23 protein-coding genes and 3 pseudogenes are annotated in these 22,592 nt (G+C 71.0%); 16 read left to right on the forward strand and 10 right to left on the reverse strand.

The window, feature by feature from the left end; translation table 11 throughout:
• The first annotated feature begins 355 nt into the window (after positions 1-355).
• Positions 356-742 carry an STAS domain-containing protein gene (locus ACIRHA_RS04985; protein WP_403839908.1) on the forward strand — a complete coding sequence of 129 codons (387 nt, stop codon included), beginning with the start codon at positions 356-358 and terminating at the stop codon, positions 740-742.
• A 119-nt stretch (positions 743-861) separates the two neighbouring features.
• On the opposite strand, the gene ACIRHA_RS04990 is transcribed toward ACIRHA_RS04985, so the two are convergent.
• Positions 862-1,314, reverse strand: coding sequence for a hypothetical protein (locus tag ACIRHA_RS04990; RefSeq protein WP_403839910.1), 453 nt, complete (start codon positions 1,312-1,314; stop codon positions 862-864).
• Positions 1,315-1,469: 155 nt separating this feature from the next.
• Here ACIRHA_RS04990 and ACIRHA_RS04995 point away from each other — a divergent pair, with 155 nt between their 5' ends.
• Entirely contained in the window at positions 1,470-1,610 is a 141-nt protein-coding gene (locus ACIRHA_RS04995) for a hypothetical protein (RefSeq protein WP_403839912.1), read from the forward strand.
• 82 nt (positions 1,611-1,692) lie between these two features.
• On the opposite strand, the gene ACIRHA_RS05000 is transcribed toward ACIRHA_RS04995, so the two are convergent.
• Positions 1,693-2,079 (reverse strand): nuclear transport factor 2 family protein, encoded by a 387-nt coding sequence (locus tag ACIRHA_RS05000; RefSeq protein WP_403839914.1) that lies wholly within the window; start codon positions 2,077-2,079, stop codon positions 1,693-1,695.
• Between the two features lie 98 nt (positions 2,080-2,177).
• On the opposite strand from ACIRHA_RS05000, the gene ACIRHA_RS05005 reads away from it, so the two are divergent.
• The gene (locus ACIRHA_RS05005; protein ID WP_403839917.1) at positions 2,178-2,762 is read left to right on the forward strand and encodes a TetR/AcrR family transcriptional regulator; all 585 of its coding nucleotides are present in this window, start codon (positions 2,178-2,180) and stop codon (positions 2,760-2,762) included.
• 171 nt (positions 2,763-2,933) lie between these two features.
• Positions 2,934-3,065 carry a hypothetical protein gene (locus tag ACIRHA_RS05010; protein WP_403839918.1) on the forward strand — a complete coding sequence of 44 codons (132 nt, stop codon included), beginning with the start codon at positions 2,934-2,936 and terminating at the stop codon, positions 3,063-3,065.
• Between the two features lie 117 nt (positions 3,066-3,182).
• On the opposite strand, the pseudogene ACIRHA_RS05015 reads toward ACIRHA_RS05010, so the two are convergent.
• Positions 3,183-4,055: pseudogene (locus ACIRHA_RS05015) on the reverse strand (MFS transporter); the annotation flags it as partial.
• On the opposite strand from ACIRHA_RS05015, the pseudogene cutA reads away from it, so the two are divergent.
• Positions 4,048-4,170: pseudogene (gene cutA / locus ACIRHA_RS05020) on the forward strand (divalent cation tolerance protein CutA); the annotation flags it as partial. The pseudogenes ACIRHA_RS05015 and cutA overlap by 8 nt on opposite strands.
• Positions 4,171-4,328: 158 nt before the next feature.
• Here cutA and ACIRHA_RS05025 read toward each other — a convergent pair.
• From ACIRHA_RS05025 to ACIRHA_RS05045, 5 genes are all read right to left on the reverse strand, one after another.
• Positions 4,329-4,769 (reverse strand): helix-turn-helix domain-containing protein, encoded by a 441-nt coding sequence (locus ACIRHA_RS05025; RefSeq protein WP_403839920.1) that lies wholly within the window; start codon positions 4,767-4,769, stop codon positions 4,329-4,331.
• A gap of 287 nt (positions 4,770-5,056) precedes the next feature.
• On the reverse strand, positions 5,057-5,647 hold the full coding sequence (locus ACIRHA_RS05030; protein WP_403839923.1) for a hypothetical protein: 591 nt from the start codon (positions 5,645-5,647) through the stop codon (positions 5,057-5,059).
• Positions 5,647-6,609: a DUF6286 domain-containing protein gene (locus ACIRHA_RS05035; protein WP_403839925.1), complete on the reverse strand. Its 963-nt coding sequence runs from the start codon at positions 6,607-6,609 to the stop codon at positions 5,647-5,649. Before ACIRHA_RS05035 ends, ACIRHA_RS05030 begins: the two co-directional genes overlap by 1 nt.
• The gene (locus tag ACIRHA_RS05040; RefSeq protein ID WP_403839928.1) at positions 6,606-6,797 is read right to left on the reverse strand and encodes a hypothetical protein; all 192 of its coding nucleotides are present in this window, start codon (positions 6,795-6,797) and stop codon (positions 6,606-6,608) included. Before ACIRHA_RS05040 ends, ACIRHA_RS05035 begins: the two co-directional genes overlap by 4 nt.
• 67 nt (positions 6,798-6,864) lie before the next feature.
• Complete coding sequence (locus tag ACIRHA_RS05045) at positions 6,865-7,389, reverse strand: Asp23/Gls24 family envelope stress response protein (protein WP_403839931.1); 525 nt, start codon at positions 7,387-7,389, stop codon at positions 6,865-6,867.
• Positions 7,390-7,564: 175 nt separating this feature from the next.
• Between ACIRHA_RS05045 and ACIRHA_RS05050 the strand changes: the two genes are divergently transcribed.
• From ACIRHA_RS05050 to ACIRHA_RS05075, 6 genes and pseudogenes are all read left to right on the forward strand, one after another.
• The gene (locus ACIRHA_RS05050) at positions 7,565-8,170 is read left to right on the forward strand and encodes an RNA polymerase sigma factor (protein WP_403839934.1); all 606 of its coding nucleotides are present in this window, start codon (positions 7,565-7,567) and stop codon (positions 8,168-8,170) included.
• Positions 8,167-8,814, forward strand: coding sequence for an Asp23/Gls24 family envelope stress response protein (locus ACIRHA_RS05055; RefSeq protein WP_403839936.1), 648 nt, complete (start codon positions 8,167-8,169; stop codon positions 8,812-8,814). The genes ACIRHA_RS05050 and ACIRHA_RS05055 overlap by 4 nt, the downstream gene beginning before the upstream one ends.
• Positions 8,811-9,158: a hypothetical protein gene (locus ACIRHA_RS05060; RefSeq protein WP_403839939.1), complete on the forward strand. Its 348-nt coding sequence runs from the start codon at positions 8,811-8,813 to the stop codon at positions 9,156-9,158. The genes ACIRHA_RS05055 and ACIRHA_RS05060 overlap by 4 nt, the downstream gene beginning before the upstream one ends.
• A pseudogene (locus ACIRHA_RS05065) lies at positions 9,116-9,886 on the forward strand (phospholipase D-like domain-containing protein); the annotation flags it as partial. The gene ACIRHA_RS05060 and the pseudogene ACIRHA_RS05065, both read left to right, overlap by 43 nt.
• Before the next feature lie 208 nt (positions 9,887-10,094).
• A complete protein-coding gene (locus ACIRHA_RS05070; protein ID WP_403839942.1) occupies positions 10,095-10,508 on the forward strand; it encodes an SsgA family sporulation/cell division regulator in 414 nt (137 codons plus the stop codon).
• 226 nt (positions 10,509-10,734) lie between these two features.
• On the forward strand, positions 10,735-12,309 hold the full coding sequence (locus tag ACIRHA_RS05075; protein ID WP_403839944.1) for an amino acid permease: 1,575 nt from the start codon (positions 10,735-10,737) through the stop codon (positions 12,307-12,309).
• 40 nt (positions 12,310-12,349) lie between these two features.
• Here ACIRHA_RS05075 and ACIRHA_RS05080 read toward each other — a convergent pair whose 3' ends face one another.
• Positions 12,350-13,054: a TetR/AcrR family transcriptional regulator gene (locus ACIRHA_RS05080; protein WP_403839947.1), complete on the reverse strand. Its 705-nt coding sequence runs from the start codon at positions 13,052-13,054 to the stop codon at positions 12,350-12,352.
• A gap of 158 nt (positions 13,055-13,212) precedes the next feature.
• Here ACIRHA_RS05080 and ACIRHA_RS05085 point away from each other — a divergent pair, with 158 nt between their 5' ends.
• From ACIRHA_RS05085 to ACIRHA_RS05105, 5 genes are all read left to right on the forward strand, one after another.
• Positions 13,213-14,067: an urea amidolyase associated protein UAAP1 gene (locus ACIRHA_RS05085; RefSeq protein WP_403839950.1), complete on the forward strand. Its 855-nt coding sequence runs from the start codon at positions 13,213-13,215 to the stop codon at positions 14,065-14,067.
• Complete coding sequence (locus tag ACIRHA_RS05090; RefSeq protein ID WP_403839952.1) at positions 14,064-14,735, forward strand: urea amidolyase associated protein UAAP2; 672 nt, start codon at positions 14,064-14,066, stop codon at positions 14,733-14,735. The genes ACIRHA_RS05085 and ACIRHA_RS05090 overlap by 4 nt, the downstream gene beginning before the upstream one ends.
• 5 nt (positions 14,736-14,740) lie before the next feature.
• The gene (gene uca, locus ACIRHA_RS05095; RefSeq protein ID WP_403839954.1) at positions 14,741-18,328 is read left to right on the forward strand and encodes an urea carboxylase; all 3,588 of its coding nucleotides are present in this window, start codon (positions 14,741-14,743) and stop codon (positions 18,326-18,328) included.
• On the forward strand, positions 18,325-19,998 hold the full coding sequence (atzF, locus tag ACIRHA_RS05100; protein ID WP_403839957.1) for an allophanate hydrolase: 1,674 nt from the start codon (positions 18,325-18,327) through the stop codon (positions 19,996-19,998). Before uca ends, atzF begins: the two co-directional genes overlap by 4 nt.
• Before the next feature lie 210 nt (positions 19,999-20,208).
• Complete coding sequence (locus ACIRHA_RS05105; protein WP_403839960.1) at positions 20,209-21,660, forward strand: DUF1254 domain-containing protein; 1,452 nt, start codon at positions 20,209-20,211, stop codon at positions 21,658-21,660.
• Positions 21,661-21,740: 80 nt separating this feature from the next.
• Here the strand turns inward: ACIRHA_RS05105 and ACIRHA_RS05110 are convergent, their stop codons facing one another.
• Positions 21,741-22,523, reverse strand: coding sequence for an SDR family NAD(P)-dependent oxidoreductase (locus ACIRHA_RS05110; protein WP_403839962.1), 783 nt, complete (start codon positions 22,521-22,523; stop codon positions 21,741-21,743).
• Positions 22,524-22,592 lie beyond the last annotated feature (69 nt).

Consider the following 22,592-nt stretch of genomic DNA (forward strand, 5'->3'; position numbering starts at 1 on the left):
TACCGGACCGGGCGCCACCTGTTCCCACGTGCCAGAAACTCTCTATGCTCCGAATGGGGATGCTTCACCATTCCACTGTCGTCCTTGGGGCGAGTATCGGCCCGGGACACCACTCCCGCGGTATCCCGGCCGTCAAGGAGGACACTTCCGCGCGAGTTCACGGGAACGGGCCGTCAACCTCGCGCAGACGGCCGTCGCTCGCTCGCCGACGAACCAGCCGGCGGCGGCCGTCTCAGCAACACCGCAGGGTCTGGGCCGTGTTGCGCATCCTGTTCACCCCGACTACCCCCGCATACGCCCCTCATCCCCGCGAACGCCGCTTGACTCCACCCCAGCGTTCCACCAGAACGGATGCATGGGGAACGATGACGTACCCGCGCCCGACGACCGACTCACCATCCACGACAGGGCCGCCGCCGACGGCCGGCACATACTGCTCCATCTCCATGGCGAACTCGACTACGCAACCGTCCCTGCCCTGTGCGACGCCGTCACCGACCTGATGGGCCACGGCCGATGGCGCCAACTCGTCCTGGATCTGTCCGCTGTCACCTGGTGCGACAACGCCAGCCTCTACAGCCTCCTCGGTATCCGCAGTGCACTCCAGCGCGCGGGCGGGAGTCTGACGCTTGCCGAGCCGAGCCCCGCCGTCCTGCGAGCCATCGAGCGCACCGGCCTCGACCCCCGTCTGCACGTCGAACAGCAAACCATCGAGTACCCGCCACCCGCACCAGCCGAGTGAGCCTCCGGGAAAGCAACAAGCCCCACGGTGCGTCACCAACTGCGGGGTATGACACGGCCATTCAGCAATGCACTGAACAGGCGCTTAGAGCCTGTGCCGAGCAGCCCTCACTCCGTGCCCTACCGGCCGGATTGGCTGGTATCCGCTTCGCCTCCACTGCTCTCAACTGAACGCGGCCGAACCGTCTGTCGCGTCGCAGAGGCAGCCACCTCCTGCACCACGGTGCGCTGTTCCCGATCGTCAGAGGCATCTCCACGGCGCAGCGTCGCCGCGCTCCGCTCCAGCCGCGCCTGACTGGCTTCCAGCACCCCGCGGGCCCGGTCGATGGCCTCATAGGAGCGCTGGCGCTCACCAACAGCCGACTCGCCCATGGCGCGGGCCCGTCCGTCGAGCCGGTTTTCCCACGCCGTGAGCCGGGCCTCGTGCTTTTCCGCAGCGGCTTCCCGTCCGTCGGCGATCCGCTCCCGCTCATCGGCGATCCGCTCACGCTCGTCGGCAAACCGTTCCCGCTCGTCGGAGACCCGCTCACGCTCATCGAAACCCGCACCCGACTTCATGTCGTCGTCGGTCACCTGGCGCACCTCCTGGGCCGGGTCGTGCCTGCCACTGTCCCGATGAGAGTTCCTCATGCCTCCAGTCTCCCCCCCCCCAGCCATACATTTGCGTCCAGAGCGCCGGCCTCCGGACGCCCTTTGACCCTGCCCCAGCGTTCCACCAGAACGGATCCATGGGCAACGACGACGTACCCGCCCCCGACGACCGATTCGCCATCCACGACACGGTCCCCGACGGCCAGCACATCTGGCTCCGACTGAATGGCGACCTGGGCCCCGCAGCCAGGTACGGCGCCGCAACCCGGGCCGGCTGAAAGAACCTCCCGGAACGCACTCGCCACACAGCGCGTCACCAACTGCGGGATGTGGCACAGCCGTTCATCTTGGGTTTTAGCCTCAGACGAAGAAGGCATTCATCCCGGGAACGTCGGAGAGATAGGTCTCGATACTCGCGATCTTCCCGTCGCGGAGCCGGCAGACCGTGGCCAGGTATTCGTCCAGCACGGCGTCCTCCCGGTGCGCGGTGTTGTGCAGGGAGAGCGCCATGTTCTCCCTGCTGACCAGGAGATGCAGCAGCTCGAAGTCAAGGCCGTATGAGGCGATCCGCTGAGCGCGCTCCACCACCGCGTCGGCGCCGTCGGCCGTGCCGGAGACGGCGTTGTCGCCGGGCAGGGTCCAGGTGGCGTCGTCGTGCAGCAGGTTCCGGATGCGGTCCCAGTCGCCCGAGACGAGGGCCTGATGGAAGCTGCGCCCGAGGGCGAGGTTGGTTTCGTCGGTGGACATGGCATCCCCTTCGCAGTACTAAAGCGGTGATCTCCGCTTTAGTGTGACCGTAGGTGCCCTGCCTGCTAAAGCGCAACTCTCTGCTTTAGGGTGGAGGTGTGAACGCAGACGCATCGACGAAGCGGCCCGGCGGCCGCAGCACCCGCGTCCGTGCCGCCGTGCACGGCGCCGCGGTCGCGCTGGTGGGCGAGGTCGGCGCCGACCAAGTGACCCTCCCTGCCGTGGCCCAGCGTGCAGGGGTCAACTCCAGCACCCTCTACCGGCGCTGGGGCACTCTCGCCGCGCTCCTGGCCGACGTCGCCAATCACCGTGGCGACACCGGCGCGCCGCCACTCGTCGGCAACCTGCCAACCGACCTGGCGAATCAGGCGGTCTGGACGCTGGCGGAGCTGTCCCGGCCCGGTGGCATCGCGTTCTTCCGCGCCGAGGTCGCGCCCGAGGTCGACGAGCGGCACGACGGGCTGCGTGAGTGCCTGCGCAGGGTCAGCGAGCGCTTCCGCCCCGTCCTCGACGCGGCACGGGAACGCGGCGACGTGCCCCCGCCGCCGTCCCTGGAGCAGGTTCTGGACCGGGTCATCGCGCCACTCTACTTCCGGGTGGTCTTCTCGATTCCCGGTACGGACGACGCGTACGTCCGCGAACTCGTCGCGGGGCTCGTCGGGGAATCCCCGTTCGAGCCCTGACCTTCGGCCGGTTCCTTGCTCCAGCGGAACGGATCCTGCAGACAACTCGAACCCCGAAGGCGAGGGTTACGGAACACCCGTGGGGCGTGCCGGATGACGCACTGCTGTGCCAGAACCCCCTCCCTCCGCCCAGCCCCGTGGGGAATCAGCGACGGCAACTCCGCGTGCGCCATGGGCTTGTGGCCGGCGAACCAGGGGTTCAAGTCCGCCGTCATCGACCACGGGCAGAAGGTGGGCATCGACGCGGAAGTCGTCGAGCGCAACCCGGCGACCAGCGGGTTCGCCCCGCAGCCCAAGAGGTGACGGTGGGTGGTGGAGCAGGTGAACGGGGTCATGATGCTGCACAGCAGGCTGGTACGGGACTACGAGCACCGGCCCGGCGGCCACAGGGCCCTGTCGGCCAGCCGCATCCCGGCAGCGTCACGTCGTTGCCTCGGCAGGCCCCGGCTGCCGCTCGGCCGCGAGCAGCCGGGCCCGGCGGGTGCGGGGGCCGAAGATCGCCAGGACGACGGCGCCGACCATCCACGTACCGGCGATGAAGTAGAAGACACTCTGGTAGCCGTGGCTGGTGTAGAGCGCCGCCACGATCAACGGGCCCGCCGCGTTCGACAGACGGCCGAGGCCGTAGGAGACGCTCGTGCCCAGCGAGCGGCCGCGGGTGTCGAAGAGTTCGGGGGAGTAGGCATAGGCCAGGGCCGTGTAACCGCGCTCGAAGAAGTTCACCAGGAAGCCGAACACGACGATGAACACAGGGCTGAACGTGAGCCCGTGCAGCAGGCCGCACACCGCGATGACGGCCCCGAACACCGTCAGCGACTACTTGCGCTCGAAACGGTCGGTGACCAGCGACGCCAGATACGAGCCGAGCGGGGCGCCCACCGTGGTGAGAGCCACGTAGAAGACGGAGCTCTCGATGCTGAAGCCCTCCTTGGCCAGCAGGGTCGGGGCCCAGCTCGAGTAGCCGAAGAAGCCGATGGTCTGCGTCACCCACAGGACCGTGAGCAGCAGCGTCGGGTACAGGTACCTCTTCTGCAGGAGCAGCTTCAACGGGGCCCTGGTCGTGGAGACTTCGGCCACCGGTGGCGCCGGTTCGGGGAGTGGGCCCTTCTCCGCGGCGACATGTGACTCGATCTCGCGCAGCACCCGGTCGGCGGCGGCAAGGTCACCCCGGCTCTCCAGCCAGCGCGGCGACTCCTTGAGATGCCGGGTGAACAGGACGAGCAGGATGCCCAGCGAGCCCCACAGGTACACGAGACGCCACGACCAGTCGCTGAGCGGGACGACCGCGCTGGAGGCGTGGGTCGCGAACGAGCACCCCTACGAAGTCCCTGAGTGGATCACCCTGCCAGTTGCTGGAGGGTCCGCCGCGTACGTCTCCTGGGTGGTCGAGGAGACTCACCCGCAGTAAGGCCGGGCACGAGCCCCACGCGCCTCCTGGCCGGCAGACCGCGAGGGCTCATGGCGCGAACGCCCGTAAGTGGTGGGTCAGGTCGCGCTCCCCGGCGGGGAGCGCGACAGCGATGCTCCGTGCTCGCTCACGTCCCATCGGATGGGGCTCTCGCTCTACTACTCTGCCTCGACCTTCACGTCTTCCGACTGCACAGCGTCGGCATAGGCGATGGCAAGTCCGGGCACCTCCTGCGCGATCCGCGCGCAGACCGCCCGGTGCCAGCTCGCCGGGTAGGCGGACTCGGGGTGGCCGGCGTGGTATTCGGCGTCGGTTCGGAATGTGACGATTCCCGGGTCCGGGATGTCCATCAGTTGCTCGACCGCCTTGCCGACGAACTCACCGGTCAGGCGCTGCAAGTCCTCCAGTTGCCGCCGGACGGTTTCCGGGATCGGGCGAGTGCCTTGCTCCCAGTGCCGGATGGTCTGGGTGGTCACGGCGAGGTTCTCCGCGAGCCATTCCGGGGGCAGGGCCAGGAATTCGCGGGCGACGCGGAACGCGGCCGGCGTCATGTGTTCGCCCTCCGGTATACCGGTCGGGTCGGGGCGGGTCTCCGTCATGAATGCTCCAGCCGTGCGAGAACCCCGGCCGAAGGCCAGGGCTGGGGGACAGGTGTCACGCTCGATGTCACGTCGCCATGTCCTCGACGTGCCCCGAGGGGTCTTCGCCTGATCCGATCGGACAAAAAGGTAGCTTCCTGGTCCGGGGCCCGGCAAGGATTGCTCGGTCCTCCCGTCCCGGGACCGCCCACGACTCTCGTCGAAGAGCATGCCGGCGCCCTCGCCGGTCGCCCCTTCGTCGAGCGCCGTGTGTTCTGGCCGTCGGCTGTAGGAAGACGTTCTGTGTTTCAGCTGTTCGGCGGCTTGGTGTCTCCGATGGGGCCCTGGCGGAGCCGGGACGCGCGATGTCCCGGGATGCCGAAGTGCACGCGTACGGTGCATTCGTGGGGCCGCGCCGTCGCACGGGTGTCGCTCGCGACGGCCGTGAGTGCGGGCAGTACGGCGGCGGGGGCCGTGTCCGCACGCAGGCGGACCCGCAGGAGGACGTCGAGGCGTCCGCGGCGGGCCCGCACCCGTGCACTGCAGCGGTCGATGCCCTCGGTCGTCCCCGCACGGACCGCGACGGCGTCCTCCAGGGCCCGGGTGCGCAGCGCGCTTCGCGGCACGGGCAGGGGCGTCGAGCGGCGTCGGCCGTCACCGATCTGTCGTACGCACCACGTGGCGAACAGGGCGGTAGCGGCGATGGAGGCGGTCATGGCCGTGGGAGTCCACCAGGCCTTCTCGCGCAGCGCGGTGAGGTGTGTGGGTGTCACCAGGGCATCGGGGGAGTGGGAGGCCCACCGTGTGCGGAGGAGGAGAACGGTCGTCGCGACGGCGATGAGGGCCGTGCCGGCGAGGGCCAGGGCGAGCCGGTTCACGATCGTGCGACTGCGCGCCATCAGTGGGGCGTTCCTTCCGTTTCATGTTCCGCGGTGGTGTCGTCAACGGCGTCCGGTTGCTTGGCGGTTGGCGGGCAGTGGATCCTGATGCGCAGCCGGGGAGCGTGGCGCAGGTGGCAGGCATCCAGCGTTGCGCGTGCCGCTGCTCGTACGGACTCGCGGGTCTCGGCCCGGTCGCCGAAGGCGAGGTCGGCGTGGACGCGGATCCGGCGGCGACGTACCCGCACGCGGACCCGCTCGATGCCGGGGACGAGTGATGCCGCGTCTCTGACCAGGAGTTCCACCGCGGAACGGTCGATCACCGCCCGCAGTCGGTGGGCCGGCGAGGTCAGGGTGAGCAGGTTGCGTCGGCCGGGGGTCAGTGCGAGGACGACCATCAGTACGCCGAGCGCGGCCAAGGCCCCGGCGCCGATGGTGACGGACGGGGCGGCCGGGCCGTGTCGTGACAGCCAGGAAAGTGTCTCGACGCGCCAGGTGGCCGGTGGGTGGTGGGCGACGTGCACCAGGATCAGGTCGAGCGCCAGGGCGCCGCAGGCCAGGGACGCCACCAGGGTCAGCGACGCCATCGGGACTCTGCGCTGCGACCACCAGCGTCGTGGTGAACGCTCGGCCGTCGCCGGTGTGTCCTTCGATGCCGATGCCGATGCCGATGCCGATGTCAGGTCGGGGCGGGCCGGGGCGAGTGACGTGACCTCCACTCGTACGGGGCTCACCTGAAGGCCCGTCAACTCGCGGGTGCGGCTGGTGACATGTTCCTGGAGGCGGCCCACCGTCTCCGACAGCGGCGACGGGTAGGGCAGTGTCACCCGTACCGCGACGTCCGCCCGCCGGCCTCGCACCGCCGCCGAACCCTTCGCGGCGGCCGCGGGCTGCGGCGCGAGTTCGTGAGCCGCCCGTGCGGCGATCGCCCGGACCGCTTTGTCGGACACGGTCGTCGTGCCGCGCCGCGCCGCCGTCGTCATCGGCGGCTCCGCTCGTACGCCTCGCGCAGATCCGTCAGGCGTCCTCCGGTGTCGAACCAGCGCCCCGCCGCCCACCCCAGTCCGCCCAGGGCGGCCACCAGCAGGAACGCCGCGAAACCTCCGAAGTACCCCGCGAAGGCCAGCGCCATCCCGACGACCGCCCCGACGGCCGCCCTGCTCACAGTCATCGTCCCTTCACCCGTCCCGCTCCGTTCGTCTTGGTCCTTGCCGTGTCCGCACGGGGGCCTACATCGCTCACTCCACCCGCGTGGAGGTGCTCGCCGGCTCGTTGTCGTCCTCGGGCAGGTGCACGTCGTTGATCGTGACGTTGACCTCGACCACCTCGAGGCCGGTGACGCGCTCGACGGCCGTGATCACGCTCTCGCGCACCTCACGCGCCACGTCCGCGATCGGCACCCCGTACTCCACGACGAGGTCCACGTCGATGGCGGTCTGCAGCTCGCCGACCTCCACCTTCACGCCGCGCCCGACGTTCGGCCGCCCGCCGGGCACCCGGTCGCGGACGGCGCCGATGGTGCGGGCCAGGCCGCCACCCATGTCGTACACGCCGTAGATCTCCCGGGCCGCCATCCCGGCCACCTTCACCACGACGACATCGGCGATGGAGGTCCGGCCGCGGTTCGCCGCGGGCTGGTCCGCCCCGCTGACACCGCCGGCCAACTCCGTCGTCCGGGGCGCCTGGGCGGTCACCGAAGCTGCGAGGCCCTTGTCGGACGAAGCGGTGCGAGCGGTCGGTGCGGGCTGCGTGCTGGTGCTCATGCGGATCCCTCTTCCTACGGGTCGATCGGTTGCCTTCACCCGGATAGACCCGGCGCCGCCGCACTTGTGACGCACGGATCCGGAATCTTTCGCAATCGCGGTCTTCCGGAATGTCGCGTCACAAACGCACCGCACGCGTGTCTAACTGGCAGGAACGAACGAGAGGAGCTGTCCAGTGGCGGGGGCTCGCAGGGATTTCGCACCGCCGGACAGGCGTACCGCATCGCAGGACGAGAGCTCCGCGCGCGAGGACGCCTTGCTGACGGTGCGCGCGGCGGAGGGCGACGAGGACGCCTTCGCCGCACTCGTCCAGCGCCACGCGCCGACGCTGATCCGGCTGGCCACCCGCCTGCTCGGCACGCGCACCGAGGCGGAGGACGCCGTGCAGGACGCCTTCATCAGCGCCTGGCGCCGGCTGCCCGAGTTCAACGGACAGTCGTCGTTCGGTACCTGGATGTACCGCATCGTCACCAACCGCTGCCTGAACATCCTGCGCGCCTGTAAACCGGTGGCACCCTTGGAGAGCGCGGGCGAGGTGCCCGCCCCGGAGCACGATGTCTCGCCCGCCCGGATCACCGAGGCCAGGGACGCCGTGCGGGACCTGCGCGACGCACTCGGCCAGTTGTCCGCCGAGCAGCGGGCCTGCTGGGTGTTGCGCGAACTGGACGGTCAGTCCTACGAATTCATCGCGGACGCGGTCGGCATAAGCCAGGGCGCCGTCCGTGCCCGCGTCTTCCGTGCACGACGCTGCTTGACTCAAGCATTGGGGGCCTGGCGATGACCGCCCACAACGACCCGCCCACCACGCCCGGCGGCGCCGACGACGAGCTGCTGCCCTGCGGACGCCTGCTGTCCGAGGTGTGGCAGACATGGGAGGACCAGGCCGACGACGAGCACGCGCGCACCTGCCCGTACTGCCGGCAGGCCGTGGCCGACCTGGACCAACTGGAAACCGTGGTCCGCGACCTGCGCGAGGAACCGGACCAGGACCTGGGCCGCCTCGACGCCTCGTCGCTGACCCGGCGCGTCATGGATGTCGTACGACTGGAGCTGCGGCCCGGTCGCCCGCTGCCACTCGGGGAACCCGACGAGGACCTGTGGATCATGGAGGCGGTCGCGGCCCGCGCGCTGCGCACCGCGGCCGAGACCGTGCCCGGGGTCAGGGCGGGGTCCTGCCGACTGAAGCCGTCGCCGCGCGACGACGAGGAGGCCGACGGGGTCGAGATCCACCTCGATGTGCACGCGCCGCTCGACGCCGCGTTGCAGGCCCTCGCCGACGACGTGCGGGCCCGCGTGCAGGAGGCGGCGCAGCAGCGGATCGGCATGGAGACCGCGGCCGTGCACATCCACGTCACGGACGTCACCGAACCCCCCGCCGACGCCGAAGACGGCACGTACGAAGGACAGGAAGGCCGTACGCGATGACCCAGCGCCCCGCCCTCGACAGCCTCACGGAGGACATCGCCCGGGCCGTCGCCGAGCTGCCCGGCGTGGCCTTCCTCAAGCCGGACCTGGCGGGGCGGCTGCGCTCCACCCTCGCCCGCGCCAGGGCCGGCCGGCCGCCGGCCTCGTCGGCGGTGCGGCTGACCCGGCCGAACGGCGGCGCCGACACCTGGCACGTGGAGGTGCATGTCGTCGCGCGCGAGCGGGAGCGGACGGTCGACGTGGCCCGCGCCGCCCGACACACCGCCGCGGAACTCCTCGCCGCAGCGCTGCCGGGTGACGCCTCACGGGCACGCGTCACGGTGACAGTGTCGGGCCTCGTCTGAATGCGGCCCGGTGCCATCGCACGGCCGAGCACACCGTCGACCTGATGACGTTCGTGTACTGGCGCGGGCAGATAGCCCGTGACTTCGCCGTCGCCCTCGCCGAGCGGGCCCGGGCCGGGCTGCGGGTGCGGCTGCTGCTCGACGGCTTCGGAGCCAAGGAGATCGAGAAGGATCTCTTGGCCGACATGGACGCTGCGGGGGTGCAGGTCGCCTGGTTCTGCAAACCGATGTGGCTGTCGCCGCTCAAGCAGGACCACCGCTGCCACCGCAAGGCGCTGATCGTCGACGAGTCCACGGCGTTCACCGGCGGCGTCGGCGTCGCCGAGGAGTGGTGCGGCGACGCCCGCAGTCCGCGCGAGTGGCGCGACACCCACATCAAGCTGCGGGGCCCCGCCGTGGACGGCATCGACGCCGCGTTCGCCCAGAACTGGGCGGAGTGTCACGACGAGCTCTACGACGAGCGGGACCGGTTCACCGAACACCCCCAGCCCGGCGGCTCCATCGTGCGGGTGGTGCGGGGCTCCACCAACTTCAACCGGCGCTCCATGGAACACGACGAAGAGGTCATGCTCGCCGTCCTCGACGCGGAGTTCACCGCCGGTCTCGACCGGGACTTCGACGCCGACCTCGGGCACAGCACCAGGATGACCGAGGCCCGCTGGAAGCGCCGCGCCGCCCTGCAACGCGTGCGCGAGGCGGCGGTGTTGCCGATCCGCCGCTTCCTGTGAGCGGGCTTCGGCGCCGACGGGGTCTCGCGGCAGGAGCGACCACCTGCCGGCGCGGCCGTGTTCATCGCAGAGCCGCACCCTTTTCGATGAGTGATGCAAGTCATGCAACTGCCTGGCGTCAGTGGCGTCATACGACGCCCTGAGAGGTGTCTCAGGTACGGGGTCACTTCTGGATCCTGCAAGCCCGGAAAATCATCGGAGTCACGCCATGCACGTCGTCCTGGAGCTGTCCGCCCGTGCGTTCCTCGTCATCACGGATGACCAGCTTCCCGTCCACGTAGGCCTTCGCTACTCCTCGGCCGAGCCTTTCGCGGTACACCTCGAGTTCCCGCCGCACATCACCCTCGACGGCACATCCGCGACGTGGACGTTCGCCCGTGTCCTGCTGGAGGAGGGGCTCAAGCACCCGGCCGGAATCGGCGAGGTACGCGTCGCGCCCCGCGGCCGCAAGGACACCTCCGTCGAACTGCACTCCGAACTCGGCGTGGCCATGCTCCACTTCGACACCCAGGACCTGCGCCACTTTCTGAGCCGCACCTACATGGTGGTCGAACCCGGCACGGAAACCATGGCGCCCGAGCTGGACTTCGACCTCGCGGCCATTTACGGGGGACAGGCGTGACCCCCGACCCTGCGAAGCCACAGGGCACCTCCGACGCCGACAGGCGGTCCGAAGGCGTATAGGCGAGAGCGAGTCGGGCTCAGGGCTGGGACTCCGAGGACACGGCGCGGTGAGGACTTCGGCCCGTAGCCGACATGTTTGCGGTACGTGCCGGAAACAGGGCCTTCCTAATTTCTGTCGGACGACAGGAACCATGCGGAGACCCGCCTCGCGACAGGGGATCGCCATGCCCGTGACCACCGACACGACACCGCCGGCGCCGCTCTCGAACGGCGCTGTGGACGACGGCTCGCTCGCCGACTTCGGCTACCCCCAGCAGCTCCGGCGGCAGATGGGGCGGTACGCCTCCTTCGCCGCCGGGTTCTCCTTCATCTCCGTGCTGACCACGGTCTTCCAGTTCTTCTCCCTCGGCTACTCCTTCGGCGGGCCGCTGTTCTTCTGGACGTGGCCGGCCGTGCTCGCGGGGCAGCTGCTCGTCGCGGCCTGCTTCGCCGAACTCGCCGCCCGCTACCCGATCTCCGGCGCCATCTACCAGTGGTCGACCCGGCTGAGCAGTCCGGCCTTCGGCTGGTTCACGGGCTGGATCATGGTGATCGGCCAGGTGGTCGTGGTCACCGCCGCGGCGCTCGCGCTCCAGGTCGTCCTGCCCGCGATCTGGTCCGGATTCCAGCTCATCGGTGGTGATCCCGCGCCCACCACCGCGACCGGGGCAGCCAATGCCGCCCTGCTCGCCTTCGTCCTGCTGGCTCTGACCACGGTCGTGAACGTCCTGGACAACCGCGTCATGTCGGCCGTCAACCGGGTCGGTGTCACCGCCGAGATCGTCGGCGCGCTCCTCATCGTCGTGCTGCTGTTCACCCACGTCGAACGCGGTGCGGGCGTCACGCTGGAGACAGGGGGCCAGGGCGGCCCGGTGGCCGCGCTGCTGGTCGGCTCGTTCACCGCGGCGTACGTCCTCATCGGCTTCGACAGCGCGGGCGAGATGAGCGAGGAGACCCGCAACCCGCGCCGTACCGCCCCGCGCACCATCCTCGGCGCCCTCGCCTCGGCGGGTGTGCTCGGTGGCCTGCTGCTGCTCGGGGGCCTGCTCGCCGCCCCGAGCCTCTCCGACGGCCGCCTCGCGAGCGAGGGGCTGAGCTACGTGCTCACCAGCAGCCTCGGCGCCGGTGTCGGCAAGGCGCTCCTGGCGGACGTGGCCGTGGCCATCGCCGTGGCCACACTCGCCATCCAGACCGCCGGGACCAGGATGCTGTTCTCCATGGCACGCGACGGTGTACTGCCCTTCTCCGCACGGCTCGCGAAGGTCTCGCCGCGCACGGGCATGCCCTTCGCCCCGGCTCTGGTGGTCGGCACGCTGGCCGCGGCTCTCGCGCTGCTCAACCTCGCTTCCCCGGAGGCCTTCCTGGCCATCGGCACCACGTGCATCGCGATGCTGTATCTCGCGTACGCGATGGTGACCGGGCCGATGCTCATCCAGCGGTTGCGGGGCCGGTGGGCGCCGTCGGCCGGCGACGGCCGCGACGAGCTCGGCAAGCCCCTGTTCTCCCTCGGCCGTTGGGGGCTCCCCGTCAACGTGCTCGCTGTCGGCTACGGGCTGTTCATGGTGGTCAACCTCGCCTGGCCGCGCGCCGGGGTGTACGACCCGGAGGGCGGCCACTGGTACTTCCAGTGGTTCACCGTGCTGTTCCTCGGCGCCACGGTCGCGGCGGGTGCGGCGTACCGGTGGTACCGCCGGCGCGGGGACGCCGCGACGGGTGGGGGCCGGCCGGTCCCGGCCGAGGTCGAGGCCGTACGGGCCTGAGGTCACGCCCCCTTCGCCGCGCGCCTCTTTCAAGGGGCGGTCAGGAGGCGGAGGGGCCGGAAGGCATCGCCGCGAGGAGCCGTCGGGCCTCGCGGCGCAGGCGTGTCAGGGAGCGCTGCGGGACGCCCGTGACGCGCAGCGCCGCGTCGGCGGTCGCCTCCGCCTGGGTCTGCGGATCGCGGTGGGGGGCGGAACGCCGGATGAGGATCACGCTTTCGCTGAGACCGAAGACCAGGTCCGTACGGAGCTCCAGGTCCTCCGCGCCGAGCGCCGAGCCGGGTTCCGTGCCCGCCAGCAACTCCCCATAGGCCGCCTTGAGTTCGGCTCGGACCTGATGGAAGCCGGCGAAGCGCTCCGTCTGTACCTCGGGCAGGAGGTAGAGCGCACCGAGGTTGTGCGGGCCCCGGCACAGCAGCATGACGTCGCAGTGGCACAGCGCCCACAACCGCGCCTCCGCGTCCGCCTCGGCACGCGCCACCAGCTCCCGCGCGACGTCCAGCGAGGGGCGGACGGTCCCTTCCAGCAGTGCGGCGAGGATCGCTTCCTTGCCGTCGAAGTAGTGGTACAGGGAGGCCTGGCGCAGACCGGCCTGCTCGGCCACCGCGCGGGTTGAGGTCGCGGTGTAGCCGCGCGTGATGAACAACTCGGCCGCGGCGCCCAGGACTTCGTCGCGCGGGGCAAGGCCGCTGGCGGGGCGCTCCTGGGCGCGCGGCCGGCCGACTCTTCTGCTGGGTGGCGGACTCACACCGCGATCTTCGCACAGGCACGGAAGGAGGCTCGGGGGCCACGGCTCAGGTGAGTTGGCGGTAACTGAGCCGAAACGCACGGGCAATGGCCGCGACTCGGCTCTCTCCTAATTTCTGTCGAGTGACAGAAAGTCAGTCCCGAGCCGGAGGTTGAGCCGTGTCGACAGTGTCAGCGGCAGCGTCAAAGACCGCGTCCGCCCATGGCGCCCGCGACCACGCACGCGCCCAGCAGGGCGCGAAGGCCGACGCCATGCCCGTACTGCCCGCGAGCAGTTGGCCGGCGCCCGTCGAGGGTGTCGCCGCCGAGGACATGGTGTGGGCCGAGACCGTGGCGGGCGGCAACTACACCCACAAGACCCTCGCCCGTGGCACCGAGCTGCGGCTGACCGACCCGACCGGTGACGCGTGCGCGCACGTCGTCCTCCACAGCGCCGACCGGCCCTGGGAGCGGCTGAACGTGGCCGACACCGTCAAGGTGCTCTGGAACGCCTACCTCGGCGCGGGACACCTTCTCCTGTCCGACCAGGGGCGGGTCCTCGCCTCGATCACCCAGGACACCTCCGGCCGGCACGACGCCCTCACCGGCACCTCCACGCTCGCGCGCAACACCGAGCGGTACGGCGACGGAAGCCCGCAGTCCGCCTCCCCGGCCGGCCGCGAGCTGCTCAAACTCGCCGCGCTCAAGAACGGACTCGCCCCACGGGACGTCCCGCCGTCCGTCTCGTTCTTCCAGGGCGTGCGGATCGCCGGGGACGGCAGCACCGAGTTCACCGGCTCCGCGGGCGCCGGCGTCTCCGTCACGCTGCGCGCCGAGCAGCCCCTGACCGTCCTCGTCGCCAACGTCCCGCACCCGCTGGACCCGCGCCCCGCGTACACCTGCGGACACCTGGAGGTCCTGGCGTACCGGGCCGCGCCGACCGCCCCCGGCGACGCGCTGTGGGACGCCACACCGGAGGGCCGGCGCGCCTTCCTCAACACCGCCGAACTCCTCACCGCCAGGGGGATCGCATGAGCGTGACCGCCACCGCCACCGCCACCGCCACCGCCACCGCAACCACCGGCACGGGCCGCGTCGTCTGCGACGAGACCGTGCCCGCCCGCGCCGCCTGGTCCCGCACCGTCCGCAAGGGGCAGCTGCTGACCATCACCGACCTGCACGGCAACCAGGCCGCTGACTTCCTCCTCTACGACGCGCACGACACCTCCGTGCGCTACAGCGCCCCCGACACCATCCAGGCCCAGGGCAACATCTTCCTGAGCACCGGCTCGGTGTTGCTGTCCAACGAGCACACCCCGCTGATGACCGTCGTCGAGGACACCTGCGGGCGGCACGACACCGTCGGCGGTGCCTGTTCCAAGGAGTCCAACACCCTCCGCTACGGCCACCACACCTGGTCGCAGCACGCCTGCGTGGAGAACTTCCTCGCCGAGGGTGCCAAGCACGGCCTCGGCAAACGCGACCTGGTCTCCAACATCAACTGGTACATGAACGTGCCGGTCGAGCAGGACGGCACCCTCGGCATCGTCGACGGCATCTCGGCCCCGGGCCTGAAGGTCGTACTGCGGGCAGAGACCGACGTCATCGCGCTGCTGTCCAACTGCCCGCAGATCAACAACCCCTGCAACGGATTCGACCCGACCGCCGTGCAGTTGACCATCACCGAGCCGGACGAGGACTGAGCACCATGACGTTCGACACCCTGCTGGTTGCCAACCGCGGCGAGATCGCGGCCCGCATCATCCGTACCGCCCGCCGGCTCGGACTGCGCACCGTCGCGGTGTTCTCCGACCCGGACCGCGGCGCCGAACACGTCCGGCTGGCCGATCAGGCTGTCCGGCTCGGCCCCGCGCCCGCCAAGGAGTCCTACCTCGACGCCGACCTGGTCCTGAAGGCCGCAAAGGACACCGGCGCCGGCGCCATCCACCCCGGCTACGGATTCCTGTCCGAGGACGCCGAGTTCGCCCGCCGCTGCGCCGAGGCGGGCCTGGTCTTCGTCGGACCCACCCCCGAACAGCTGGAACTGTTCGGCGCCAAGCACACCGCGCGCGCCGCCGCCGAGGCGGCCGGGGTGCCGCTCGCCCCCGGCACCGGCCTCCTGCCGGACCTGGACGCAGCCCTCGCGGCGGCCGAGGAGATCGGCTACCCGGCGATGCTCAAGGCGACCGGCGGCGGTGGCGGCATCGGCATGCAGGCCTGCCACGACGCCGCCGAACTCGCCGACGCGTGGGAGCGGGTGCAGCGCGTCGCCGCCGCATCCTTCTCGACCTCCGGCGTCTTCCTGGAACGGCTCGTGGAGCGGGCCCGCCACGTCGAGGTGCAGGTCTTCGGCGACGGGCAGGGCAGGGTCGTCACCTTCGGAGACCGCGACTGCTCACTCCAGCGCCGCAACCAGAAGGTCGTGGAGGAGGCCCCGGCGCCCGGCCTGCCCGGCGCCGTACGCGAACAACTGGCCACCAGCGCACGGGAATTGTGTGCATCGGTGGGCTACCGCTCCGCCGGCACGGTCGAGTTCGTGTACGACGCCGCCCGCCAGGAGGCGTACTTCCTTGAGGTCAACACCCGTCTCCAGGTGGAACATCCGGTCACCGAGGAGATCTACGGCGTCGACCTCGTCGAGTGGATGCTGCGCCTCGCACAGGGCGACACCGCGGTCGTCACCGAGCCACCGGCGGCCAGTGGCCATGCCGTCGAGGCGCGCGTCTACGCCGAGGACCCCTCCCGCGACCACCGCCCGAGCGCGGGCCTGCTGACCCGTGTCGCCTTCCCCGAGGGCGTACGCGTGGACACCTGGGTGGAGACCGGCACGGAGGTCACCACCTCCTACGACCCGATGCTCGCGAAGGTCATCGCGTACGGCGCCGACCGCGCCCAGGCGCTGGACAGGCTTGACGCCGCGCTCGCCGCGACCCGCGTCGACGGCATCGAGACCAACCTCGGCCTGGTACGCGCCGCGCTCAAGGCCGAGGACGTGCTCGCCGCGGTCCACTCCACCGCCTCGCTCGCCTCGCTCACCGACCCGACACCGCGCGTCGAGGTCGTCGCACCGGGCACCCTGACCACCGTGCAGGACTGGCCCGGACGCACCGGCCACTGGCAGGTCGGCGTGCCCCCGAGCGGTCCGATGGACGACCTGTCCTTCCGGCTCGGCAACACCGCGCTCGGCAACGACGAGGGCGAGCCCGGCCTCGAATGCACCCTTCAGGGCCCCTCCCTCCGCTTCACCCACCCGACCACGATCTGCGTCACCGGCGCGCCCGCACAGGTGACGGTCGACGGCACCCTCGTACCGCAGTGGGAGCCGATCACCGTCGAGGCCGGAGGGACCCTCGCCGTCGCGGCGCCCGACGAGCAAGGCCTGCGCACGTACGTGCTGTTCGCCGGTGGCCTGGACGTACCGGAGTTCCTGGGCAGCGCGGCCACCTTCACGCTCGGCCGGTTCGGCGGCCACGGTGGCCGCGCCCTGCGCGCGGGCGATGTCCTGCACGGCGGCGAACAGCGCATGCAAACCGCCGTCGTCCCCCTCGACGAGCGCCCGCGCTTCGGCGGTGAATGGCAAGTCGGTGTGGTCGAAGGCCCGCACGCGGCGCCCGAGTTCTTCACCGGGGACGACATCCGCGACTTCTACGCCGCCGACTGGAAGGTGCACTTCAACTCGGCGCGCACCGGCGTCCGCCTGGTCGGACCCAAGCCCCGCTGGGCGCGCACCGACGGCGGCGAGGCGGGCCTGCACCCGTCCAACATCCACGACACGCCGTACTCGGTCGGCGCCGTCGACTACACCGGCGACATGCCCGTCCTCCTCGGCCCCGACGGTCCCTCCCTCGGCGGCTTCGTCTGCCCGGCGACGATCGTCACCGGACAGCGCTGGAAGCTCGGCCAGTTCAGGCCCGGCGACACCGTCCGCTTCATCCCTGTCACCACCCAGGCCGCCGGCGAACTGCGACGGAACCCGGCCGCGGCCCCGCGCGCCGACCGCGAGGTCATCGTCGACGGAGGCATCCTCGCCCGCCTGGAGGAGACCGCAGCCCGCCCCTCGGTCACCTACCGGCGCAGCGGCGACGACAACCTCCTCATCGAGTACGGGCCGATGCAGCTCGACCTGGCCCTGCGCATGCGCATCCACGCCCTCGCGGGGGCGCTGGCCGCGCGGGAGCTGAGCGGCATCGTCGACCTGACACCGGGCATCCGCTCGCTCCAGATCCAGACGAACCCCGACACGCTGCCACAGGACGAGCTCCTCGAGATCGTGCTGCGCATCGAGGGCGAACTCCCGGCCACCGACCAGCTGGTGGTGCCCAGCCGGACCGTGCACCTGCCGCTCTCCTGGGACGACCCGGCGACCCGCGAGGCCATCGCCCGCTACATGGCGGGCGTGCGCGACGACGCCCCTTGGTGCCCGTGGAACATCGAGTTCATCCGCCGCGCCAATGGCCTGGAGACGGTCGAAGAGGTGTACCGGACCGTCTTCGACGCCGAGTACCTGGTCATGGGCCTGGGGGACGTGTACCTGGGCGCGCCGGTCGCCACCCCGCTCGACCCGCGGCACCGCCTTGTCACCACCAAGTACAACCCGGCCCGTACCTGGACCGCGGAGAACTCCGTCGGCATCGGCGGCGCCTACCTGTGCATCTACGGCATGGAGGGCCCCGGCGGATACCAGTTCGTCGGCCGCACCACACAGGTGTGGTCTCCGTGGCAGCAGCGCGGCGCCTTCGAACCCGGCAAGCCCTGGCTGCTGCGCTTCTTCGACCGCATCAAGTGGTACCCGGTCGAGGCGGACGAACTCCTGGAGCTCCGCGCGGACATCGCCTCCGGCCGGTTCGTTCCGAAGACCGAGGAAGGCACCTTCGCGCTCGCCGAGTACCAGGGGTTCCTCACCGAGAACGCGGAGTCGATCGCCGTGTTCCGGGACCGCCAGGGTGCCGCGTTCCGCGCCGAGCGCGACGCCTGGGAGGCGGCGGGGGAGTTCGCCCGCGCCGACGCGGCGGCCGAGATCACCCCGCCGGCCGGCGACATCGAGGTCCCCGAGGGCGGCCATCTGATCGAGTCCGAGTTCGCGGCCTCCGTCTGGCAGGTCAACGTCGAGGTCGGCGACCGTGTCTCGGCCGGACAGCAACTCCTCGCTCTCGAAGCGATGAAGATGGAGTCCCGGGTCCCGGCCCCCGCCGACGGCATCGTCGCGGAGATCCTCACCAAACCGGGCAGCCAGGTCGAGGCGGGCACCGCGCTCGTCGTCCTCGCGCCCGTCGAGACCGCGGAGGTGGCGGCGTGATCAGCGCAGTGGAGCGGGTACGGGCCGCGTACGCCCGCATCGAGCAGACGGACCGGCCCGAGGTGTGGATCGGCCTGCGCCCGCGGGCCGACGCGGAGGCGGACGCCGCCGCGGTCGACGCGAGGGCCGCCGCCGGTGAGCGGCTCCCGCTGGCCGGCACGGTGTTCTCGGTCAAGGGCAACATCGACGTGGCCGGGCTGCCGACGACGGCCGGCTGCCTCTCGTACGCGTACGAGCCGGAGGCCGACGCCCCGGTGGTGGCGCGGCTCAAAGCGGCGGGCGCCGTGGTCCTCGGCACCACGAACCTCGACCAGTTCGCGACCGGCCTGGTCGGCACGCGCAGCCCGCACGGCGCGGTCCGTAACGCCGTCGACCCGGAGTACGTGTCGGGCGGCTCGTCGTCCGGTTCCGCGGTCTCGGTCGCGCTGGGCATCGCCGACTTCGCCCTCGGCACGGACACGGCGGGCTCCGGCCGGGTCCCGGCGGCCTTCAACGGCATCGTCGGCCTCAAGCCGACCATCGGCCTCGTCCCGGCCGACGGCGTCGTCCCGGCCTGCGCGTCGCTCGACTGCGTGACGGTGTTCACCCGCACGCTCCCGGAGGCCGAGCGGGCACTGTCCTTCATGACGGCGCCGCCGGGGCGAGAACTCCCGGCGCTCGAACAGCGCCGCCCGGGCCCGTGGCGGATCGCCGTCCCCGAACTCGAACAGCTCGGCGACCTTGACAAGGGCTGGGCCGAGGCGTTCGAAGCGGCCGCGGCCCGGCTCGCCGAGGCGGGCGCCGAACTCCTGCCCGTCGACCTGACGCCGTTCACCGAGGCGGCGGCGATGCTCTACGAGGGCGCGTTCGTCGCCGAGCGCTACACCGCCGTCGGCGCGTTCATCGACGCGCACGCGGGCTCGCAGGACCTCGACCCGACGGTGGCCGGGATCATCACCCGCGCCAGGGACATCCCGGCCCACCGGCTCTACGCCGACCAGGAGAGGCTGGCGTCGCTGCGCGCCCGCGCCCTGGCCGCGCTGGGCGACGCGGACGCGCTGCTCCTCCCGACGACGCCGGGCCACCCGACCATCGCCGAGGTCACGGCCGACCCCGTCGGCGCCAACGCACGCCTCGGCCGGTTCACCAACTCGACGAACCTGTTCGACCTGGCGGCGGTCGCAGTCCCGGCGGGCGAGGTGAACGGGCTGCCGTTCGGCGTCATGCTCATCGGCCCCGCGTTCACGGACGAGCGGCTCGCCCGCATCGCCGGACTGCTCACCGCGCCGCCGCTGCTGCTCGCAGTCGTCGGCGCCCACCTGTCCGGGCAGCCGCTGAACGGTCAACTCCTCGCCCTCGGCGGCCGGTTGACGCTTACGACCACCACCGCCCCCGCCTACCGGCTGTACGCGCTGAACACGCCACAGCCGAAACCGGGCCTGGTCCGGGTCGGCGACGAGGGCGCCGCGATCGAGGCCGAGGTGTGGCAGCTGCCAGCCGAAGGCCTCGGCGTGTTCCTCGCGGCACTGCCCCGCCCGATGACGCTCGGCAGCGTGGAACTCGCGGACGGCACCTTCGTGACCGGCTTCCTCTGCGAGCCCGAGGCCCTCACCGGCGCCCGCGAGATCACCACCTTCGGCGGCTGGCGCGCATACCTGGCCAGTCTCGACGCCGACGAGGGCCCACGCTGACTCCCGTCAGAGGCGCCCGGATGGCGCACAACAGCGCGGTGGTTGCGGGCTCCGGCCCATAGCGTCGGGGTATGTCGCCTCCGTCCTTCGACGCCCCTGGGGAACGTGCCGCGCCCCTCCCCGGCCCGGCCACGGGCAGGTCCAGTGCGGCAGGCACGCCGGAACTCCGGAGCACCGGAGCAGGGCGCAACCCACACGGAGGAGAGTGCGATGTCCCAGACGTCCGAGCGTGAGTCGGCAGTGGGGTCGGGCAGCGAGGCGCCGTCGTCGCCCCTGGTGCGCCAGGTCAACGACGGCAACTGGCTGCCCCGCGAGGAAGCGGAGTCGCTGCGCTCGGAGTTGTTCTACCAGCGGGCCGTGCACGCGTACATGACGATGCTCCCCGCCCTCAACGTCATCGGCATGCGGGACGGTTCGGAGGCGGAGTTCGGCAAGGGCTACCACGTGTTGCCCGTCTGGAAGGACCGGATGGACAGCCGGACCTGGGTCCCGACGCCGAACGCGGACGTCATCTACGCGATGAGCTACCTGGACCTGAAGGAGACCGGACCGCTGGTCGTCAACGCGCCGGCGAACGTCATCGGCATGTTCACCGACTTCTTCCAGCGGACGATCACCGACGTCGGCGCGGTAGGGCCCGACCGCGGCCGCGGCGGCCTGTTCCTGCTGCTGCCGCCGCATTACACCGGCCACGTGCCGGACGGGTACTTCACCTTCGAGTCGTCGACGTACAACGTCTTCCTGTTCTTCCGCACCGTCATGGGGCGGGGAGACAGCGGGCCGGACCCGTCCGTCGCGGCCGAGCTCGCGGAGCAGACGCGCATCTACCCGCTGTGGGCCACGTCCAAGGACGTTCCCCCGATGGAGTTCCCCAACGCGAGCGGTGTCCGCGTCTCGATGATGTACCCCACGGACTTCTCGTACTGGACCAAGCTCAAGGAGTTCGTCGACTACGAGCCCGTGGCAGCCATCACGCCCGAGCTGCGCGGCGTCCTGGCCGCTCTCGGGATCATCAAGGACCGCTCCTTCGCCCCCGCCGACTGGCAGCGCGCCGCCCTCGACCGGGCCGTCGTGGACGCGCCGAAGATGATCCTCGCCTCCGTCCAGCTGGGCCGCGCCGACGAGCGCAACTACTACTACACCGACCGTCAGTGGGAGGAGCCGTGGGTGGGCGGCACCGCCGAGTGGATGCAGGAGACCTACCTGGACATCGAGGCCAGGTCCCGGTTCTTCCAGTACGCGTACTCGTCGGCGCCCGCGATGAACATCCACAGCACCGGCGCGGGGTCGAAGTACCCGTACGCGATCCGGGACGCGGACGGCGACTTCCTCGACGGCTCCCGCACCTACCGGCTGCGTCTGCCGCCGTCCCCGCCCGCCCGGCTGTTCTGGGCCGTGACCGCCTACAACATCACCGACGGCACGATGCCGGAGACGGAGCAGCTGCTGCCCTCCACCAACAGCTACTACGACATCCCGGAGAACGAGGACGGCTCGATCGACGTGTGGTTCGGGCCCCGCAGGCCCGAGGGCGCCGCGGAGTCCGCGTTCATCCAGACGATCCCCGGGCGGAACTTCGTCGTGTGCCTGCGGCTGTACGGCACCGAGTCCGCGTTCTACGACCAGACCTGGCGGCCGGACGACCTCGTGCGCGCGGACTGACCCGCGAGCAGCACCTGGAACAGCAAGGGGCGTCCGAAGAACCGCCGTTCTTCGGACGCCCCTCGCTGTTCGGCTCAGGCTCAGAACAGCGAAGCCGCCAGGCCGCCGTCGAGCAGCAGCGGCGTGCCGTTGCAGAACGAGGACCGCTCGTCGGCGAGGAACAGGACGGCCTCGGCGACCTCGTCCTCCGTGCCCAGGCGGCCCTGCTTCTGGTCCATGAGGGCACCGAATCCCCCGGCCGGCACACCGAGCATGCTCTCGAAGTTCTCGACCTCGTCGAGCACCATGTGCGTGCCGACGAAGCCCGGAAGGACCGCGTTGACGCGGACGTTGTGCGGGCGCAGCTCGGTGGCCGCCGTTTTCGTCAGGTTGACCACGGCCGCCTTGGACGCCGCGTAGTGGCCGATGAGCGGGGTGCCGGCGGTGGCCGTGACCGAGCCGAGCGTCACGATGCTGCCGCCGCCCGCCGCGATGATCGCGGGGGCCGCGTAGCGGATCGCCAGGAAGGTGCCGTCCAGGTTGACGGACATGACATTGCGCCAGGCCGCCAGGTCCATGGACGTCAGCGGGCTCGCCTTCGCCACACCGGCGTTGGGGACCATGATGTGCAGGGCGCCGGTGGCGGCGACGGTCTGCTCGACGAGCGACTTGACCTGCTCCTCGTCGCGGACGTCACAGGGGATGCCGTGGGCGCCGGGGATCTTCGCCGCGGCCTCCTTGGTGGCCGCCGCGTCGAGGTCGGAGACGACGACCGTGGCGCCGGCCTCGGCGAGCTTGCTCGCGATGGCGAAACCGATGCCGCGGGCGGATCCGGTGACGACGGCCGTCTTGCCGGTCAGGGTCTGGGGCTGGGGCTGGGACATGGGGGCTCCATCTCAGTGGGGGCTACGGATCGCTGGTGACTGGTGACTGGTGACTGGTGACTGGTGACT

It is taken from the genome of Streptomyces sp. NPDC102360 (assembly GCF_044766085.1).
Taxonomy (GTDB): domain Bacteria; phylum Actinomycetota; class Actinomycetes; order Streptomycetales; family Streptomycetaceae; genus Streptomyces.

Coding starts and splice junctions, on each gene's coding strand:
- ACIRHA_RS04985 (WP_403839908.1), top strand. CDS start 356: ATGGGGAACGATGACGTACCCGCGCCCGACGACCGACTCACCATCCAC.
- ACIRHA_RS04995 (WP_403839912.1), top strand. CDS start 1,470: ATGGGCAACGACGACGTACCCGCCCCCGACGACCGATTCGCCATCCAC.
- ACIRHA_RS05000 (WP_403839914.1), bottom strand. CDS start 2,079: ATGTCCACCGACGAAACCAACCTCGCCCTCGGGCGCAGCTTCCATCAG.
- ACIRHA_RS05010 (WP_403839918.1), top strand. CDS start 2,934: ATGGGCTTGTGGCCGGCGAACCAGGGGTTCAAGTCCGCCGTCATCGAC.
- ACIRHA_RS05025 (WP_403839920.1), bottom strand. CDS start 4,769: ATGACGGAGACCCGCCCCGACCCGACCGGTATACCGGAGGGCGAACAC.
- ACIRHA_RS05030 (WP_403839923.1), bottom strand. CDS start 5,647: ATGGCGCGCAGTCGCACGATCGTGAACCGGCTCGCCCTGGCCCTCGCC.
- ACIRHA_RS05035 (WP_403839925.1), bottom strand. CDS start 6,609: ATGACGACGGCGGCGCGGCGCGGCACGACGACCGTGTCCGACAAAGCG.
- ACIRHA_RS05040 (WP_403839928.1), bottom strand. CDS start 6,797: ATGACTGTGAGCAGGGCGGCCGTCGGGGCGGTCGTCGGGATGGCGCTG.
- ACIRHA_RS05045 (WP_403839931.1), bottom strand. CDS start 7,389: ATGAGCACCAGCACGCAGCCCGCACCGACCGCTCGCACCGCTTCGTCC.
- ACIRHA_RS05055 (WP_403839936.1), top strand. CDS start 8,167: ATGACCGCCCACAACGACCCGCCCACCACGCCCGGCGGCGCCGACGAC.
- ACIRHA_RS05060 (WP_403839939.1), top strand. CDS start 8,811: ATGACCCAGCGCCCCGCCCTCGACAGCCTCACGGAGGACATCGCCCGG.
- ACIRHA_RS05070 (WP_403839942.1), top strand. CDS start 10,095: ATGCACGTCGTCCTGGAGCTGTCCGCCCGTGCGTTCCTCGTCATCACG.
- ACIRHA_RS05075 (WP_403839944.1), top strand. CDS start 10,735: ATGCCCGTGACCACCGACACGACACCGCCGGCGCCGCTCTCGAACGGC.
- ACIRHA_RS05090 (WP_403839952.1), top strand. CDS start 14,064: ATGAGCGTGACCGCCACCGCCACCGCCACCGCCACCGCCACCGCAACC.
- uca (WP_403839954.1), top strand. CDS start 14,741: ATGACGTTCGACACCCTGCTGGTTGCCAACCGCGGCGAGATCGCGGCC.
- ACIRHA_RS05105 (WP_403839960.1), top strand. CDS start 20,209: ATGTCCCAGACGTCCGAGCGTGAGTCGGCAGTGGGGTCGGGCAGCGAG.
- ACIRHA_RS05110 (WP_403839962.1), bottom strand. CDS start 22,523: ATGTCCCAGCCCCAGCCCCAGACCCTGACCGGCAAGACGGCCGTCGTC.